This is a genomic window from Candidatus Spechtbacteria bacterium (genome assembly GCA_016188605.1).
Taxonomy (GTDB): domain Bacteria; phylum Patescibacteriota; class Minisyncoccia; order Spechtbacterales; family JACPHP01; genus JACPHP01.
In genome coordinates this window covers 21,659-38,285 of the sequence record JACPHP010000012.1, presented here as the reverse complement: position 1 = coordinate 38,285, position 16,627 = coordinate 21,659, and the positions used below count along the sequence as shown (strand labels likewise).

Genomic DNA, 16,627 nt, shown 5'->3' with positions numbered 1-16,627 from the left:
ATTATTGTATCTTGCTACGTCATTTAAAAAAAAATCGTTGCGCAAACGCGCAGCGATTTTTTCTTTATTCAATGCTATGCGATAGACACAATTTTCTCCCACGGGAATTTAGTATCGCCGAAATGTCCGTTTCGCGCGGTAGCTTGGTAGATCGGTTGGCGCAACTGAAGGCGTTCAATAATCGCATTAGGTCTGAAATCGAAGTTTTTTCGCGTTATTTCCGTAAGATCTTCCCCCTTGTTGTCAAAAGATTCTACAAAAAGCATTACCGGATCGGCTTTACCTATCGCATAAGCTACGCCAACTAAGCACTCTTTAGTCAAGCCGCTTGCAACAAGATTCTTTGCGACAAATCGTGCCATATACGCGCCGGAGCGATCAACTTTAGTCGGATCTTTTCCGGAAAAGCATCCTCCGCCCATAGGCACGAGTCCGCCATATGAATCAACGGCAATTTTTCTGCCTGTAAGACCGGTGTCTGCCGCAAATCCGCCGATAGTGAAAGGTCCGGCCGGGTTGATAAAAATGTCTATGCCATCAATCGAGCCGAGTATGGGTTTAAGAATTTTTTTGGTTATCGCGTCGCGGATTTCTTCTTGCGATATTTCTTTCGCGTGATGCATAGAAACAACAATCGTTTGGATTTTGTCGCCGAGCATAGTAATTTGCGCTTTGCCGTCTGGGCGAAGCCACGACATACTGGGGTCTTCCTTGCGAAGCCGCGTAAGCTCCGCGGTGATACGGCGTACGAGCGAATAGGTGCGTGGAAGAAATTCAGGCGTTTCATCGCAAGCGTAGCCGTACATAATGCCTTGATCGCCGGCGCCGCCGGTATCAACACCGCGCGCGATGTCGGGGGATTGGCGAACGACATGCTGGGTAATTGCAAGTTCGTCATCGTAGCCGATTTTCTTATAGACCGATCGGGCAATTGTCTCGGCGTTAACTTCGCCCTGAGAAGTAATCTCTCCGCCGATAGTGAGAGTGCCATGCGCGCCGAATGTTTCTATCGCGACGCGGCTTGCGGGGTCTTGTGCTAAATACGCATCCAAAATTGCATCGGAAATTTGATCGCAAATTTTATCTGGATGGCCCTCCGTAATACTTTCTATGGTTTGGTTGTGATATATGCGCATGAGGAAAATTATAGTAATTAAATTGGTTAATGTAAAGGTGCTTGCATAATTTTATAATTTGTGGTAATATAATAAGTATCGTATAGAGTGCGTGAGGAAGAAGGAGGAAGGAAAAGGAGGAAGAAGATGGAATTGTTGAACGGGCAAGAAATCGTCCGTGCCGTCGAAGCAATATTCGACGGCACGGAGGCGGCCGAGGCAATTGCGGCCGCTGAGGAGATCCTGTCTAACGGCGCTGACGGCGAACAGCGCAGGGTCATCGGTCTATTCGCCTCGTCTTTAAGGGACGCGGCGGTGGATTGGGCGGCGGTTTCGCTCGACTTCTGGGGTGGGGCGAATCCGCGGATCGCCGTGAGGCTTGGGCGAGCCGATCTCGCCCGGGCTTTCAGGAAAGAGGTTGCTGGAGAAAGAATTCAGCTCCTCTTCCAAGAGCTCGCCTGGGCTCTTGCCGAATTCATCGGCACGGTCTATGGCGAGAGTTTCCTTCGTGCCGTAGTCAGCCTATGGCACGAAGACAAGTTCTGGCAGAGGGGTATGCCCTCGCCAGAGGTCGTCTGCCAGAGGATGGCAGACAGAGAGGGGACCGCATGATCGAACACTTTTAGCCCCTCATTCCGCAATTGCAGGATGAGGGGCTTTTGTATTTGTTTAGTCTACTAACTATAGGGCTACCCGACATCCCTAGTTATTCGCTAAACTCAGTTATTCCCAACTTGCCAAAAAAGTGTTAAAAAGATCACATAAAGTATGCAAAATAAACGAACAATTTATCTTGATTACGCCGCGACAACGCCGATGGATCCCGACGTGGAGAAAGCAATGATTCCGTATTTTAGTGGGGAATTTGGCAATCCATCTTCCTTGCATTCATTGGGGCAGCATGCGCAAATTGCGATAGATATCGCGAGAGAAGTAGTGGCGCGTCATGTCGGCGCGCAATGGCGAGAAATTATTTTTACCGGCTCCGCTACAGAAGCTGATAACACTGTCATTCGCGGCGTTGTAAAAGCGATGCGCGATGATCTGCCAAATTTTACGCCGCACATTATTACTTCGACAATTGAACACAAGGCAATTCTGCAACCGTTGAAGGAGCTGGAGAAAGAAGGCGTTGTTGATGTAACATATATCCCCGTTGATTCGTACGGGTTAGTATCGGTAGATGCCGTTGCGGATGCCGTAAAAGACAATACGGTATTGGTTTCCATTATGTATGCTAACAACGAGGTTGGCACTATTGAACCGATTGCAGAAATTGGTAAAATCCTTAAAGGAAAGAAGCGCCAAATATCGAACACTTCCGCTGCTGGCGGAAGATATCAAATACCCTATTTTCATACCGATGCGGTGCAAGCACTAAATTATCTTGATTGCAACGTAGATAATCTCGGCGTTGATTTCATGAGTTTATCTGGCCACAAAATTTATGGGCCAAAAGGGGTTGGTGCTTTGTATGCGCGGAAAGATGCGCCATTTACGTCGCTGATGAGCGGAGGCGGGCAAGAATATGGTCGTCGCGCCAGCACGGAAAACGTTCCGGCTATAGTGGGCTTTGCCGCAGCGATAAAGAAAGTAGCGCTTGTGCAAAAAGAGGAAGTTGCTCGGCTGGCGGAGTTACGATACTATATGATTAGTGAAATGGAAAAGCGTTTTGCGGGAAAAATTATTTTACAAGGTTCGCGCGATAAGCGCTTGCCAAATAATGTAAATATTCGCCTTGCCGGCATAGCTGCAGATTCCCCGTTAATTGTTTTTGACCAAGAAGGAGTGTGTGTTTCAGCCGGATCGGCTTGCACAGCAAAAGCAGTGGAGCCGTCACATGTAATTCATGCTATGGGAATCTCCGATGATGACGCTAAGAAATCCCTTCGTTTTTCATTTGGAAGGCAGACGACGCGGGAGGATATAGACTATGCGCTTGTTGTATTAGGTAGAATAGTAAAATAAAATATTTTGTTTGTTATAAAAATGTCAAATTACAAATTACAAATGTCAAAGCAATGTCAAAATTTAAAAATTAAAATAACTATTATAGTGTTCTATCTTATAGTCTTTTGACATTTGAGTTTTGGATTTGATTTGTCATTTGTAATTTGGACTTTAATTATTTTATCACCATGCTTTCTCCATTTTCTCCCTACAAAGCAGATCGCCATCATCCAACATTTTTCATTGGGAAAATTTTTGTCATCATTCTAATTTCTTTTGCCGCGGGATTTGGCGGCGCAATTGTCGTGCTTTATTATCCGCCGCAATTTGTAAAAACATATTTCGGAGAGATTGAACGTCGTCCTATGCAGCAGGAAATGATTACGCAGGGCCAAAATAGTCAGGACGGCCCACAGGTCATATATCAGCCCCAAACTTCTCAAGAAGACAAAATTATAGCCGTTGTAAAAAAAGCATCTCCTTCCGTGGTGAGTGTGGTGGCGACAAAAGACGTGCCAGTGGTTTATTCACCATTTTTTAATGATCCCTTTTTCCAGCAATTTTTCCCTCAACTGACGCCGCAAACTCCTCAAAATCAGCAAAAAACACAAAAACAAGTTTCTGCGGGAACTGGCTTTGTTGTATCGAAAGACGGACTGGTGCTTACTAATAAGCATGTGGTGTCAGACGATGAGGCAGATTATACGGTTGTTACTACTGACGGGGAAAAGCATGAAGCAAAGGTTGTAGCCCGCGATCCGTTTGAAGATCTCGCGCTTTTGCGCGTAACAGGCATTAGCCTTTTGCCTCTTGAGTTGGGGGACTCCGACGCATTGGCGCAGGGCCAGACAGTCATTGCAATTGGAAACGCGCTCGGGGAGTTTGACAATACGACATCGCTTGGCGTTGTGTCTGGCTTGCGTCGTTCCGTGACGGCAAATGGCAAGGGGGTGGAATCAGAGCGTTTGCGCGAATTAATTCAAACTGACGCGGCGATTAATCCGGGCAATTCCGGCGGTCCGCTGTTGAACTTGGCGGGAGAGGTGATCGGAGTTAACGTCGCGATGGCTGAGGGCGCGCAAAATATTGGCTTTGCAATTCCCATCAACAGAGCCAAGAAGGACATTCGGGATGTGCGGGAAAAGGGCAAAATAAGCTATCCATTTTTGGGTGTGCGCACTATGACTATTAACGACTCAATACAAAAGGCAAATAATCTTTCTATTGATTACGGCGCGCTCGTTGTGCGCGGCCAGCAGGCGGGTGAACTTGCCGTCATGCCCGGCTCGCCGGCAGATAGGGCGGGAATCGTTGAAAATGACATTATTTTAGAAATTAGCGGTAAAAAAATTACCGTAGAAAATAGTCTTCCCGACCTTATTGCCAAGCATAATGTGGGCGAAACAATCATAATAAAAATTCTTCATCGCGGCGAAGAAAAAACAGTGCAGGCAATCCTAGCAGAGCGGCCGTAAAACGTAAAAAGCCATTCCATTAAGGTGGAATGGCTTTTTGGTTATGCCGCCCCGGGTACAAAAAAATTAAACAGCAGTCCTCTAATCGTTATTGTCGCAATTGCCCACAAAATGATTTGCGTAAAAGTAAAATAGCGAAACGGAAACCAGTTAAATTTTTTGAATAAAACGCCAGACACTACCAACCAAAGAACATCAAATCCAGCTTCGTTGATATTTATGGGGTTTTTGCTGTGCCAAATTAAATCAAAGAAAAAAAATAACACACCCATCCCCACCGTCCATTTTGCTAGAGATTTGTAGGAATCGATTAATTCTCTTTGGTCTAAATCGGCGGCGTCCCTGGGATTCATTTTGCCTCCTTATAGCATATAAAATTTACTAAGTTTTAGTATAGGTTATATTCTAATTTTGTCAAATTTATGTATGCTATCCGTCCTGATGCTTGCGTATCTGCTTCAGTGGGCAGATACGCAGATACCACGATGCTCGCCCTTGTTGAAATAGTTTAATTGGGGATGGTATAAGAAAATCCCACAACTTAGTTGTGGGATTTTTGCGTTTCTAATATTTTCTTTGCGCGACTTGAGCGCAAGCGTTTAGCAAGTCATCATGCAAAACTATCAATTCGCATCCGGATAAAATGTGCCGTTCAAGCGTTTCTTGTTTGGCAACGGCGCACATCCATTCAATTTGTGCGCCGCTAAAGCCGTCGGTTATCATTGCAAGTTCAGCGAAATCAATATCTAGCATAGGAGTGCCTTCAAGGTGGATTTTAAAAATTTTCTCTCGTGCAGCAGAATCTGGCAGCGGCACTTCAAACTGTAAGTCGAGCCTGCCAGGCCGCAAAAGTGCGGGGTCAACGAGGTCTGGCCGATTAGTTGCGGCCATCACGAAAACATTTTGCACCGCTTGCACTCCATCAATTTCAGTAAGAAGTTGGCCTACGGCCCTGTCAAGCACGTCATTTTCTGACGTTCGACCTCGCACCGGAGCGATAGATTCAATTTCATCAAAAAAAATGATGCACGGCTGTGCGAGACGCGCTTTTCCGAAAATATCGCGAATCGCTTCCTCGGTGCTTCCCACCCACATGGAAAGTAGCGCCGGGCCATTTACTACAAGAAAATTGACTTCACTTTCTCTAGCCATCGCGCGGGCTATAAGCGTTTTACCGCAGCCGGGCGGCCCGTAAAGGAGTATGCCCTTGGGTTGGCGCAATTTAAGGGTTTGCATCTCCCGTGCATAACGAGTCGGCCAGACAACGCAATGTCGGAGTTCATCTTTTAATTTTTCTAGTCCGCCGATGTCTTCCCAAGTTACCTTGGCAATTTCCATATAATTTTCTCTCAGTAGCGAAGGAGTGATTTGGGCGGTCACTTCCTCCAATTCAGTTTGAGTGACAAGAAGGTTATTGGCGATTTCTGTTGGGCTCACGCCTTGTTTAAGTTGCGTTACAGCTTCTTTCAAAAGCCGTTGGCTGATGCGTGAAGAGACGTGGGCGATATCAGCGCCAGTAAATCCATGGGCTTTATTGGCTATTTCGTCAAGATCAACGCCTTCGGCAAGCGGCATATTTTTTGTATGAATCCTGAAAATTTCGACGCGTCCTTTCGCGTTAGGTGGAGAAATTTGTATTTCGACATCAAATCTTCCCGGACGCCGCAGAGCATCATCAAGCATGTGCAGTTTATTGGTGGTCGCGACTATTATAACGTCGTCTTTGTTTTTTGCGCCATCAAGAATAGAGCAGAGTGTTCCCACGATACTCGCATTGACTTCATTGACCATGTGGTCTCTTTTGCCGCCAATAGCGTCAATTTCATCAATAATCAAAATTCCATTGGGTCTGACTGATTCGTAGGCGCTGGTGAGATTGCCCTCCCCAGCCCCTTGTCGCCATCCTTTAATTTCCGATCCTTGTATGAGACATACTTTCCTCCGAGCCTCGTGCGCAAGGGCTTGCGCTATAAGCGTTTTACCGCAGCCGGGCGGCCCGTAAAGCAACACGCCGCGCGTTTTCTTTCTGCCCAGACGCTGCCAGAGCTCGGGATATTTTTGTGCCCCATTTACAATGAGATCAAGTTCGGCGATAACCTCATCAAGCCCTCCGATCTGCCGGTAAGTAACGCCATTTGAGGGTATACTGCTCCCAGCGTGCCCCTCATGCAATTCAGTTCGTCGCGATACATTTTCATTAAGATAAGTTGCGCTGTAGCCGCTGCTGGTCGATTTTCTGTCTAGCTGGCGTGCGTTGTCTAACGGATGTTCGTCGTCGAATACATCGACTAATCTCTTGCAATTTTTGCAAGGGACGTTTTTCCCATACTTAAACTCTAGTTCTTTCTTGCAATGCGGGCAAATCTCTATAGGCATTTTCCACCCCCATCTTTCTTAAAATAATTTTTAAAAAACTCTACCGCTAGCTTATCAGAAAGAAAGACACTGTCAATCAGATGAGCGGATTAAATATACTATGCAATTAGCACTCTTGACCTTTGAGTGCTAATTGCATAGTATATTATTAAAATTACCCAAGATAGTACTAATTGCTTATAATATAAGAGATGAATCCCGCCAGAGACAGCAGATATTTTTTTAACTCTGCGGGGGAAATCTAGGTGTGTATTGAATAATAATTTTACGCGCGATATCTACGGTTGCGTTTTCATGCGCGCATGGAAACGCAACCTATCTTAACGGGATGAATAATTTTACTCAAAAAGCGCAACTTGCTTTGCAAAAAGCGCATGAGTTTGCTCAAGAAAGAAGCCATCAGCAGGTGGGTGATTTGCACGTGCTTTTTACTTTGCTAATGCAAGAAGAGAGTATTATTCATTCTATTTTGGATCGGCTGGGTATTGACACCGTTGCTTTAACGCACAGCATAGAGGTGGAACTTGAAAAAATGCCACGTATTTTTGCTGCCGGTCCGGGCGCGCCTATGGGAGCGCCTCCATTTGGCCAGGTGTTAGTTGCGCCGGAATTAGGGAAAATATTAATGCGCGCGCAGCAGGAAGCGAAAAATTTTTCCGATGAATTCGTCAGTGTTGAGCATATTTTCCTTGCGATGGTTGATACGCCGAGTAGGGCGCAAAAAATGATTCAGCAAGTTAGTTTTTTGCAAAGTTCTGTTTTAGGCAATGCGAAAGCGCACAAGCCAGATTACCAGACGGTGCTTAAAATTTTAGCGGAATTGCGCGGCTCTATGCGCATTACTGATCCGGAGCCGGAAAGCAAATTTCAAGCGCTTGAAAAATATACACGCAATCTCACCAAGCTCGCGCGCGAAGAGAAACTAGATCCTGTGATTGGGCGTGATGATGAAATCCGCCGCATTATGCAGGTTCTTTCGCGCAGGACAAAAAATAATCCGGTGTTAATAGGTGAAGCTGGTGTGGGAAAAACCGCAATCGTGGAAGGTCTGGCGCAGCGCATTGCCGCGGGTGACGTGCCAGAAAGTTTGCGTGATAGAGAAATTGTCGCGCTTGATATTGGCGCGTTAATTGCAGGCACTAAATTTCGCGGAGAATTTGAAGAGCGAATGAAGGCGGTAATGCGCGAAGTTGAGCGCAGCGCTGGCCGTTTTATTCTTTTTATTGATGAGCTTCATACAATGGTAGGCGCGGGCGCTGCTGAGGGCGCGATCGATGCGTCTAATTTGTTAAAGCCAGCGCTTGCGCGTGGGGAGCTGCATGCGATCGGCGCAACCACACTTCGCGAGTATCAGCAGCACATTGAAAAAGACCCAGCATTTGAGCGGCGCTTTCAACCAGTGATGGTAAATGAGCCGACCGTGGAGGACACGATTGCAATTTTGCGCGGTATTAAAGAAAAATACGAAGTGCATCACGGCGTGCGCATCGCCGACTCCGCAATTGTTGCGGCGGCGGAACTTTCGCATCGCTATGTGCAGGGAAGATTTTTGCCTGATAAAGCCGTGGATCTCATTGACGAGGCGGCATCCGCGCTGCGTTTGAATATCGAGTCAGAGCCGGAGGAGCTTGATAAGCTTCATCGCGAAGTGATGCGCATGGAGATTGAAGTTGAGGCGCTTAAAAAAGAAAAAGATAAAAAATCAAAAGCGCAATTAAAAGATACTAAAAAATTATTGGCGGACCAGAAAGAACAGATGCACGCGCTGGAGCAGCAATGGAAAAATGAAAAGGATGTAATCTCTCGTCTACGCGCTCTAAAGAAAGAAATAGATGAGTCGCGCCAGCAGGCAGATATTGCCGAGCGTGTCGGCGACTTGCAAAAAGTCGCGGAAATTCGCTACGGCGCAATTCCGCAAAAGGAAAAAAATATGAAATCCGCGGAAAAAGAACTTATTCGTTTGCAAAAAGATCGCGGCATTTTAAACGAGGAGGTGAATGATGAAAGTATCGCGTACATTGTGTCGCGTTGGACGGGCGTGCCTGTGTCGCGCATGCTGCAGGAGGAGCGCGAGCGCATGTTGCAGATGGAAGATAATTTGCGCAAACGCGTAGTGGGGCAGGATGAAGCGGTGGATGCTGTCGCAAACGCGGTGCGCAGAAATCGCGCTGGTGTCAGCGAGCCGAATCGTCCTATCGGATCTTTCTTGTTTCTTGGCCCTACAGGTGTTGGAAAAACCGAACTTGCCAGAGCCCTCGCGGAGTTTATGTTTGACGATGAAAACGCGATCGTGCGGCTTGATATGTCAGAATACATGGAGCGTCACACCGTATCGCGCATGGTTGGCTCACCTCCGGGATATGTGGGGTATGAGGAGGGAGGCCAATTAACGGAAAAAATACGCCGTCGCCCATACAGCGTGGTGCTTTTTGATGAAATTGAGAAAGCGCACCCCGAGGTGTTCAATATGCTGTTGCAAATTTTGGATGATGGCCGCCTAACCGACACTAAAGGAAGAGTGGTGAGTTTCAAAAATACGATAATTATTATGACCTCAAATATTGGAGGCGAATATTTACGCTCGTTTTCTCCGCTCGGTTTTACGTTTGAGGCAAGCGAAAAAGAAAACGGAGGGATTTCCTCGGAAGAACAAGCGATGCGAGAAAAAATTCTTGAGGAGCTTCGCACATTTTTTAAGCCGGAATTTTTGAATCGGCTGGATGAGATTATTATTTTCCATCCACTAACACCAGCGATGTTGGTGAAAATCGTTGATATTCAAATTGAGCATTTGCGCGATCGACTTGGCCGTAGCGATTTGACGCTTCGTATTGATGAGCACGCCAAGCGCGTTCTTGCCAGTCGTGGGTATGATCCAACTTATGGGGCGCGTCCTCTCAAACGATTGATTCAGCAAGTAATTCTTGACCCGCTCGCTAAAGAAATTATGAAAAGGGGAGTGACTGGAGGCACTGTGATTGTTAAAGCGAAAGATGATAGCATAAGCGTGGAATTGCAGTGAATAGTGCCGTTAAACGGCACTCGCAGAACAACGCGGACTTCACGCGGAAAGACGCAGAATACTCAAAACTAAGTTTAAGTGCTAAATGCATCTACGCTTTTTAAGCAGGATTTTTTTTCGTAATGATTATCCAGCCCTATTATTATTGTGGGCGATTTACGTTTTTCTTTTTGGAAAAATATGGTACGCGCAGCAATCATCACTTGGCGTAATTGTTGGTGTTAGCGTCGCTTCCACCCTAGGTATGATGTGGTTGGTACGGATTCTTAAATATACGTTACAAGAAAGAGCTCCTGAAGCGCTTGCCGACTGGCAGATGACAGGCGCGCGATTTTTTGTTTACGTTATTGGTACGGGATTTATAACGGGAGAATTTGCTCTAGGATTACTATTTGTTCCATTTAGCTACGTCACGCAGGCAACGCTACTTATGCTTGCGTTTTTTCTTTTTTGGCGTACACTTAAGCTTCGGTACTCAAGGAAGCTTACGATGCGGGTGTTTGTAAGAGAGGCAAGTATGGTTGCATGCGCCAGCGCGTTTATTCTTGCGACTACGCCTTGGCTGCCGAAATAACTAGAATACAGAATCAAGAATGCAGAATACGGGACGTTGGCTAGGCGTAGTGCGCCCCTCCTCGCCATGTATTACGTATTCATTTTTAATGGTACATTTTCTCTCAAAACTAACCTTCACTGTAGTCGTCGGCGGCATCGGCGGCGTTCTGTTCATTGAAGCAGCCTTGCCTTATCTACAGCGTCATGGCTTGGTACAAAAAATTCCGTTGCTGCAAAAAATGGGAACCGAGACTACTATTATTGAACGAACAGAAAAAATTATCATAGAGGAAAACTCCGCGTTAGAACAAGCGATTGCGCGAAGCAAGCAGAGCATAATTGCGGTACAAGCACTTGATGCAAGCGGCAAACAAGTTGCGTATGCAAGCGGTCTCGTGCTCACTAATGATGGTATGGTTATAGTGCCAAGCACGGTAGTAAAACAAGAATCAAAAAATTATCTTGTACGCGGCGCGCGCGATTGGTTTAATGCGGATCTTCGGGGAATTGATATTAAAACTGGACTAGCTATTTTTCGTGCCGTTGACTTGCATCTTTCACCCGCGGCATTTGTTGATGAAAAAGATATAGTCTTGGGTAAGCGCGTATTTGCGTTGAGTATGCCGCAAGAAAATGTTCAGCATGTTGAAGGAGGAATGATAACGACTATTGGCCCAGACGCGCAAAAATACGACACTTCAATTCGGTTGCTTTTGCGGGGGTACGATGGATCCGCGGTTTTTTCTCTTGATAACAAAGTTTTGGGAATTGGACGTTTTGCAAATGAAAACGAGACTAACTTAGTCTCGTCTAAAGATATTGAATCTTTTCTGCGGAAAACACTCGCTCAACGCGTCTCATTAGAGGCGATTTCTCTAACGAGACGAGCATCAGCTTCGTCAACGGGCGGACGGTGATTTGGCGCGCTTAAGCCGTATTTTTTAAAATACACAAAGGCGCTGCGCGCGTGCATGCGCGTGTACGGATTGAGCAGAAGATCTAGCAAGCCGCCTGTTTTTTTGCTTGCTTGGAAATGATAATGATGCGCGGAAGCTTCGGGATTGTAAATAACTTTGTAGCCGTTGTCCCAGAATCTGCGGCACCAATCCACATCTTCCATATACATAAAGAAAGTTTCATCAAGCAGACCGACTTTATCTAGAGCCGATTTGCGAATAAGCAGCGCCGAGCCCATTAGCCAATCAACTGGAATTGGTTTCGCTATGTGAGCCATAATATCTTCAAGCGCAAAGTCTTTGAGAAGTTTTTTGCCCCAAGAAGTTTTACCAAGAAACGTGCGGCGGGCGATGATTGTGGCCAGTGTGTAATAGCGGAATGCAGAGTGTTGAACCGTTCCATTAAAGTTTAGCAGTCGCGGGGCGACTATGCCAACGTCCGGATTCTCTCGCATGTACGCAAGAAGAGTTTTAAATATTGTGGCGTCTGACGCAATTAAGTCTGCATTAGCGACAAAAATAAAATTACCCCTGGCAATGCTAATGCCTCGATTGACGGCTTTTGCGTAGCCGACATTTTTTTCTTCCGGCAAATATAGGATAGAGTTGCCCTTCGACTTGGTTCTATTAAGTTCACCACGAGTCACCTCACTTCGCTCAAGGTGCTCTTCGCCGATAACTAGCGAAGAGCAAAACCCTGCCATCATGTCGCGCGTGCTTGACTCCGTGCCGCTGTCGGCGACGATAATCTCTGAATTTTCACCCGGCTCCAATTGCGCGCAAGCACGTTGAAAATACTCAAGCGAGAGCTTGAGTACATTGGGAGTGCGATAGTGGGTGATTATGATTGATAGCATTTATAGAATTTTTTTTAGTTTTTGCGTTCTGATGTGATCGCTTGCGCGGTTTAGGCTCTCCACGGTGCCCGCATCAGACCAGAAACCATTCACCATCTCAAATTTCATTTGGCCTTGTCTCACGTACCAATTATTAACATCAGTAATTTCTAGTTCTCCTCGGGCAGATGGCTTGAGGTTTTTTATTACTTTCCAAACCTGCTTATCATAAAAATACAAACCTGTCACCGCAAGATCAGTTTCAGGATTGGATGGTTTTTCTATAATTTTGGAGATTTTTTCACCTTTCACAGTGGCTACTCCGAAGCGATGCGGATCAGAAACTTTTTTAAGGAAGATTTTAGCGCCTCGGCCGCCATATTTTGCCGCTACTTTTTTAAAATTATCTTCAAAAATATTGTCGCCCAAAATTACCGCCACCGGCTCTTCATCCGCAAAATCACGGCAAAGGTTTAGGGCATCCGCAATGCCTCCTGCTCCAGATTGCAGGCGATAGGTAAAGTCCGCGCCAAACTCTTTACCGTTTCCTAGAAGGTTCATGAAACTGCCGGCATTTTCGTTGCCGGTGATAATCATAATATTTTTAATTCCGGCATTTATGAGTGTGCCGATTGGATAATACACCATGGGCCGGTCATAAACCGGAAGAAGGTGCTTGTTTGTTACTTTGGTCATCGGCAAAAGCCGAGTGCCAAATCCTCCTGCTAAAATTATGCCTTTCATAGTTTTAAGTGTTATTGTCGTGAAAGCTTGATTTTCATAACGCTTTTAATTCTGCCACCACCACTGGTTATTTAAGTACCATTGTATGGTAGTTTTTAAATGAGTGGAGAAATCAAATGTCGGTTGATAGCCCAGTTCGCGGTTAATTTTAGTCCAATCAACTGCATATTTCAAGTCATGGCCCGGCCTGTCTGTTACAAATTCTATCATGTCATCTTTAAGATTCATTTCTTCTAAAACAATTTTTATCACATCAATGTTGCTAATATCTTCCGTCAGCCCGCCTACGCAGTAAGTCTCGCCGATTCTTCCTTTTTGAATAATTAAGTCAATGGCGCGGCAATGGTCTTCTACATGAAGCCAGTCGCGGACATTAACACCCCTACCATAAACAGGCACTTTCTGGCCATTGATTAAATTGGTGATTGCTTTGGGAATGAATTTTTCACTGTTTTGGTAGGGTCCGAAATTGTTAGAGCAGTTGCTGATCGTTATGGGTAGCTGGTGAGTGTGAAAAAAAGATTGAACTATATGATCCGAAGATGCTTTGGATGCGGAGTATGGATTGCGAGGACTGTAAGGCGTTTGTTCGTTAAACTTTTCTTTACTTTCTAAGTCCAGCGAGCCAAAGACTTCATCAGTAGAGATGTGATGGAATCTTTTGTTATATTTTTTAGCGTAGCAAAGAAGATTGTATGTGCCGAAAATATTTGTTCTTAAAAATTCATCCGCGGAGTTAAGAGAGCGGTCAACATGTGTCTCGGCGGCAAAATGCACGATGACATCACAATTTTTTATAGCTTTATCAAGCGTTTCATTTTGGTCGCAAATGTCACTTCGGACGAAGCGATAGTTTTTTTCTTCAGCGACCCCTTTTAAATTATTAAGATTACCAGCGTATGTAAGCTTATCTATGTTCACAATGCTATCGGCAGGATATTTCTCATGCCAATAATGTATGAAGTTTGAGCCGATGAAACCAGCGCCGCCGGTGATTAGAAGTTTCATATTATTTTATTTCCTCTCGGACAAAGTTTTTGATGGCCTTTCTGGCGCTTGCTAGCGCGGGTGGCAGGGCAATGCCAAGCGCCTCCAGCTTTTTGGTGTTTATGACGCAGTTGGAGCGTGGAGCTTTTACTATTAAATCTTTAGCTTTAATATATTTTTTGCTTAACTTTTTTCCAGATTCTTCTTCGTAGATTTTCAGCAGTTGTTTGTGAGTGATAGCGCCGGGATTAACACAGTTAAAAACTCCGTGTTGATTTTTCATCATTAGTTTTTTTGCAACTGCCAGCAGATCATCCACGACAGTTATTGAGTTTGGCGTAACGATTATTCTGTCGTACTTTAGGAGTTTGGATAGCAGGTTGCGCTCGTCCGGAGCTTTATCTAGGGGCATTCTTAAGCGGCAGGTGAGAATGTGGCCGTAGGCGCTTAAAAGTCTTTCGGCCACTGCCTTGGTATGCGAGTAATATGAGCCGTCAAAATTTGGCAGATCGTTTTCATCAAAACCTCGGCCTCTGTTATCTCCTTGATAAATACAGCCGCTGGAGAGATGAAGCATCTTTATTTTTTTATTTTGGCTAGCTTCGGCTAGAAGATATGGAACGTGGATATTAGCAAAGTAAGTTTCCGGCTTGTGGTCTTCACACCAGTCAACATTGGGCTTGCCTGTGGCGCCGATGGCATTAATAATCCATTGCGGTTTATATTTATCAATCGCCGACTCAACGTCTGTGCCTTTGAGAATCCTTTTGCTTTCCAATGCGGCGTTTGGCAGGTAGTCAGCTAGTTTTTTACCCAGCCATCCCGCGCCAAAAACTAAAAAACGGGCTAATTCTTTGTTTCTATTTTTTACCGACATATTGAAAATTAATGAATTACCCCGCCGCAAGCAGTGGGGTATCACTGCTAACTGCGAATAAGGAACCGCGGCAGCCGCGGGGAATTAACCCCCAAAAGATTAAATGCCCTTTATTTTAACCACGTTTGCAAGTCGTGGTACATATTGACTAATTAGTAATTGTTTGATATATTCTCAAAACTGTGTAGTCGCGTGAGTGCCGCAAAGCGTATCGAAACGTATCGTATGATAAGGAGGAGTCTCGATGTCGCGCGGGAATAATCACAGGCAAGAGGTATTTGATCTGCTGGTGGAGAAAGGTCGTCTTTTTCAGCAGGGAGATCGGCTGAATCATGGGATGGTCGTGGAGGATCCCGTCAATGTTGTCATGCGAACTTTTCGCATGAGTAGGCCCAGCGTCCTGGCCTACATCAAAGAGTTTAAGATTAGTGGTCTCGTAGAAATAGAGTACGATTTTGGCGTAGGCGGAGCCATTCTCAGGTTAAGGGTCGTGGCGCCTTACAAGCCAGTTGCCGTTGCGCACGAAGACGATGATGTGGACAGGGTTAGCCGGGCTCTTTTGACCTATAAGCAAAGGTCTGAGGTTGGCAACGGCTACTTTGTTCACAATGCGCGCTTTGTTGACGTGCGGCGCGCGGCCGGCATCGAGACTATGAAGTTTTATCATATTCTTGACCTGTTGGAGGAGAGGGGGATGATTGAGAGGGTCTACGTTAAGCGTCGCAGTAGGTCCATTATATGGCGGATAGACCTGACGGTCGATTTTCCCATAAACCCCTAGAAACCACTAGCTAGTTGGCAACGGTAAAGGCCTCGCAATTGCGGGGTCTTTTCATTTGGTCGGAGGTTCATTAGATTCGCTAGGGAAGCCGGGACTCCCTAGTAGCGAATCTACGTTGTGTTAGGATTAGGAATACGGTCAATGTCTATGTAATAAAAATATGCCAGCGCGTATACCCATGCAAATTGGCGCTATTTATCACGTTATAAATCGTGGAGTAGAAAAGCGCAAGATATTTATGAAGCCGCAAGATTATTCGCGGTTTATTTTAGGGTTGTATTTTTTTAATGACAAGAACGCGAAAGCTGATATCTGGACAAATTTAAGGAGTAGAAGGGATAAAACCTTGGCCGTCATAGGGTCCAGAGGATATCCCGGCTATCCTCTGGCGGGCGATGATACGCTGATCGATAAACGAGAGCGGCTAGTCGATCTTCTTGCTTTTGCGTTAATGCCGAATCATTTTCATTTTATCATTCGCGAGATAAAAGAGGGTGGCACTTCTTCGTTTATGCAGAAGATGTGTGGTTATGTAAGGTATTTTAATCAACAATACGATCGCGTTGGTCCTCTATTTCAGGGGCGGTACAAGGCAGTTGAAATAAAAGACGAGGGGCAGCTTCGCACCACTTTTGTTTATGTGCATACAAACCCCGTGGAATTAAAAGAACCGGAATGGAAAGATTTGAAAGTCAAAAATGCAAAAAATGCTATAAATTGGCTGGGGCATTATCGCTGGTCCAGCTATCATGATTATGTTGGTAATCCTACATTTCCCGATGTGACACAGCGCGATTCGTTTTTAAAACTATACGGCGGCGAGAAAGAATGCAGGCAGGCGATTGATGATTGGGTTCTATTTAAAGCGGAAAACGCGCAGTTTGATTCGAGAATTTCAGAATGATCGATTCAAAGGATATCCCGGCTATCCTCTGAATCGTAGTTGTACTTCG

The 16,627-nt window shown here is 45.4% G+C and carries 15 protein-coding genes; 8 read left to right on the top strand and 7 right to left on the bottom strand.

Annotated features, from left to right (window positions below):
- Nucleotides 1-74: 74 nt before the first annotated feature.
- The gene (locus HYV65_02435; protein MBI2463069.1) at nucleotides 75-1,136 is read right to left on the bottom strand and encodes a methionine adenosyltransferase; all 1,062 of its coding nucleotides are present in this window, start codon (nucleotides 1,134-1,136) and stop codon (nucleotides 75-77) included.
- Nucleotides 1,137-1,262: 126 nt separating this feature from the next.
- Here HYV65_02435 and HYV65_02430 point away from each other — a divergent pair, with 126 nt between their 5' ends.
- The 3 genes from HYV65_02430 (at nucleotide 1,263) to HYV65_02420 (ending at nucleotide 4,540) form a co-directional block, all read left to right on the top strand.
- A complete protein-coding gene (locus tag HYV65_02430) occupies nucleotides 1,263-1,727 on the top strand; it encodes a hypothetical protein (GenBank protein ID MBI2463068.1) in 465 nt (154 codons plus the stop codon).
- Nucleotides 1,728-1,883: 156 nt separating this feature from the next.
- On the top strand, nucleotides 1,884-3,083 hold the full coding sequence (locus HYV65_02425; GenBank protein MBI2463067.1) for a cysteine desulfurase: 1,200 nt from the start codon (nucleotides 1,884-1,886) through the stop codon (nucleotides 3,081-3,083).
- 359 nt (nucleotides 3,084-3,442) lie between these two features.
- Nucleotides 3,443-4,540: a trypsin-like peptidase domain-containing protein gene (locus tag HYV65_02420; protein ID MBI2463066.1), complete on the top strand. Its 1,098-nt coding sequence runs from the start codon at nucleotides 3,443-3,445 to the stop codon at nucleotides 4,538-4,540.
- A gap of 41 nt (nucleotides 4,541-4,581) precedes the next feature.
- On the opposite strand, the gene HYV65_02415 is transcribed toward HYV65_02420, so the two are convergent.
- Both HYV65_02415 and HYV65_02410 read right to left on the bottom strand, forming a co-directional pair.
- Nucleotides 4,582-4,893, bottom strand: coding sequence for a hypothetical protein (locus HYV65_02415; protein ID MBI2463065.1), 312 nt, complete (start codon nucleotides 4,891-4,893; stop codon nucleotides 4,582-4,584).
- A gap of 211 nt (nucleotides 4,894-5,104) precedes the next feature.
- Nucleotides 5,105-6,916 carry an AAA family ATPase gene (locus tag HYV65_02410; GenBank protein MBI2463064.1) on the bottom strand — a complete coding sequence of 604 codons (1,812 nt, stop codon included), beginning with the start codon at nucleotides 6,914-6,916 and terminating at the stop codon, nucleotides 5,105-5,107.
- Nucleotides 6,917-7,244: 328 nt separating this feature from the next.
- Here HYV65_02410 and clpB point away from each other — a divergent pair, with 328 nt between their 5' ends.
- The 3 genes from clpB to HYV65_02395 all read left to right on the top strand — a co-directional run bounded on the left by clpB (nucleotide 7,245) and on the right by HYV65_02395 (nucleotide 11,410).
- Nucleotides 7,245-9,938 carry an ATP-dependent chaperone ClpB gene (gene clpB, locus HYV65_02405; protein ID MBI2463063.1) on the top strand — a complete coding sequence of 898 codons (2,694 nt, stop codon included), beginning with the start codon at nucleotides 7,245-7,247 and terminating at the stop codon, nucleotides 9,936-9,938.
- A gap of 85 nt (nucleotides 9,939-10,023) precedes the next feature.
- Nucleotides 10,024-10,512 (top strand): hypothetical protein, encoded by a 489-nt coding sequence (locus HYV65_02400; protein ID MBI2463062.1) that lies wholly within the window; start codon nucleotides 10,024-10,026, stop codon nucleotides 10,510-10,512.
- Between the two features lie 88 nt (nucleotides 10,513-10,600).
- On the top strand, nucleotides 10,601-11,410 hold the full coding sequence (locus HYV65_02395; GenBank protein MBI2463061.1) for a trypsin-like peptidase domain-containing protein: 810 nt from the start codon (nucleotides 10,601-10,603) through the stop codon (nucleotides 11,408-11,410).
- On the opposite strand, the gene HYV65_02390 is transcribed toward HYV65_02395, so the two are convergent.
- The 4 genes from HYV65_02390 to HYV65_02375 are packed head-to-tail and all read right to left on the bottom strand — an operon-like array spanning nucleotide 11,341 to nucleotide 14,893.
- Nucleotides 11,341-12,306 (bottom strand): glycosyltransferase family 2 protein, encoded by a 966-nt coding sequence (locus HYV65_02390; protein MBI2463060.1) that lies wholly within the window; start codon nucleotides 12,304-12,306, stop codon nucleotides 11,341-11,343. The two genes, HYV65_02395 and HYV65_02390, sit on opposite strands and share 70 nt — an antisense overlap.
- Nucleotides 12,307-13,029 carry an NTP transferase domain-containing protein gene (locus HYV65_02385; protein MBI2463059.1) on the bottom strand — a complete coding sequence of 241 codons (723 nt, stop codon included), beginning with the start codon at nucleotides 13,027-13,029 and terminating at the stop codon, nucleotides 12,307-12,309. It abuts the gene before it with no gap.
- 45 nt (nucleotides 13,030-13,074) lie between these two features.
- Nucleotides 13,075-14,037, bottom strand: coding sequence for a dTDP-glucose 4,6-dehydratase (gene rfbB, locus HYV65_02380; GenBank protein ID MBI2463058.1), 963 nt, complete (start codon nucleotides 14,035-14,037; stop codon nucleotides 13,075-13,077).
- 1 nt (nucleotide 14,038) lies between these two features.
- A complete protein-coding gene (locus HYV65_02375; GenBank protein MBI2463057.1) occupies nucleotides 14,039-14,893 on the bottom strand; it encodes a sugar nucleotide-binding protein in 855 nt (284 codons plus the stop codon).
- Nucleotides 14,894-15,137: 244 nt separating this feature from the next.
- On the opposite strand from HYV65_02375, the gene HYV65_02370 reads away from it, so the two are divergent.
- Both HYV65_02370 and HYV65_02365 read left to right on the top strand, forming a co-directional pair.
- On the top strand, nucleotides 15,138-15,674 hold the full coding sequence (locus HYV65_02370) for a hypothetical protein (GenBank protein ID MBI2463056.1): 537 nt from the start codon (nucleotides 15,138-15,140) through the stop codon (nucleotides 15,672-15,674).
- Nucleotides 15,675-15,834: 160 nt separating this feature from the next.
- Nucleotides 15,835-16,578 (top strand): transposase, encoded by a 744-nt coding sequence (locus tag HYV65_02365; GenBank protein MBI2463055.1) that lies wholly within the window; start codon nucleotides 15,835-15,837, stop codon nucleotides 16,576-16,578.
- Nucleotides 16,579-16,627 lie beyond the last annotated feature (49 nt).

What these genes read in the sequence shown, in the direction of transcription:
- HYV65_02415 (MBI2463065.1), bottom strand. Translation starts at nt 4,893, where the DNA reads ATGAATCCCAGGGACGCCGCCGATTTAGACCAAAGAGAATTAATCGAT.
- HYV65_02390 (MBI2463060.1), bottom strand. Translation starts at nt 12,306, where the DNA reads ATGCTATCAATCATAATCACCCACTATCGCACTCCCAATGTACTCAAG.
- HYV65_02385 (MBI2463059.1), bottom strand. Translation starts at nt 13,029, where the DNA reads ATGAAAGGCATAATTTTAGCAGGAGGATTTGGCACTCGGCTTTTGCCG.
- HYV65_02395 (MBI2463061.1), top strand. Translation starts at nt 10,601, where the DNA reads ATGGTACATTTTCTCTCAAAACTAACCTTCACTGTAGTCGTCGGCGGC.
- clpB (MBI2463063.1), top strand. Translation starts at nt 7,245, where the DNA reads ATGAATAATTTTACTCAAAAAGCGCAACTTGCTTTGCAAAAAGCGCAT.
- HYV65_02420 (MBI2463066.1), top strand. Translation starts at nt 3,443, where the DNA reads ATGATTACGCAGGGCCAAAATAGTCAGGACGGCCCACAGGTCATATAT.
- HYV65_02435 (MBI2463069.1), bottom strand. Translation starts at nt 1,136, where the DNA reads ATGCGCATATATCACAACCAAACCATAGAAAGTATTACGGAGGGCCAT.
- HYV65_02410 (MBI2463064.1), bottom strand. Translation starts at nt 6,916, where the DNA reads ATGCCTATAGAGATTTGCCCGCATTGCAAGAAAGAACTAGAGTTTAAG.
- HYV65_02425 (MBI2463067.1), top strand. Translation starts at nt 1,884, where the DNA reads ATGCAAAATAAACGAACAATTTATCTTGATTACGCCGCGACAACGCCG.
- HYV65_02365 (MBI2463055.1), top strand. Translation starts at nt 15,835, where the DNA reads ATGCCAGCGCGTATACCCATGCAAATTGGCGCTATTTATCACGTTATA.
- HYV65_02430 (MBI2463068.1), top strand. Translation starts at nt 1,263, where the DNA reads ATGGAATTGTTGAACGGGCAAGAAATCGTCCGTGCCGTCGAAGCAATA.
- HYV65_02400 (MBI2463062.1), top strand. Translation starts at nt 10,024, where the DNA reads ATGCATCTACGCTTTTTAAGCAGGATTTTTTTTCGTAATGATTATCCA.
- HYV65_02370 (MBI2463056.1), top strand. Translation starts at nt 15,138, where the DNA reads ATGTCGCGCGGGAATAATCACAGGCAAGAGGTATTTGATCTGCTGGTG.
- rfbB (MBI2463058.1), bottom strand. Translation starts at nt 14,037, where the DNA reads ATGAAACTTCTAATCACCGGCGGCGCTGGTTTCATCGGCTCAAACTTC.
- HYV65_02375 (MBI2463057.1), bottom strand. Translation starts at nt 14,893, where the DNA reads ATGTCGGTAAAAAATAGAAACAAAGAATTAGCCCGTTTTTTAGTTTTT.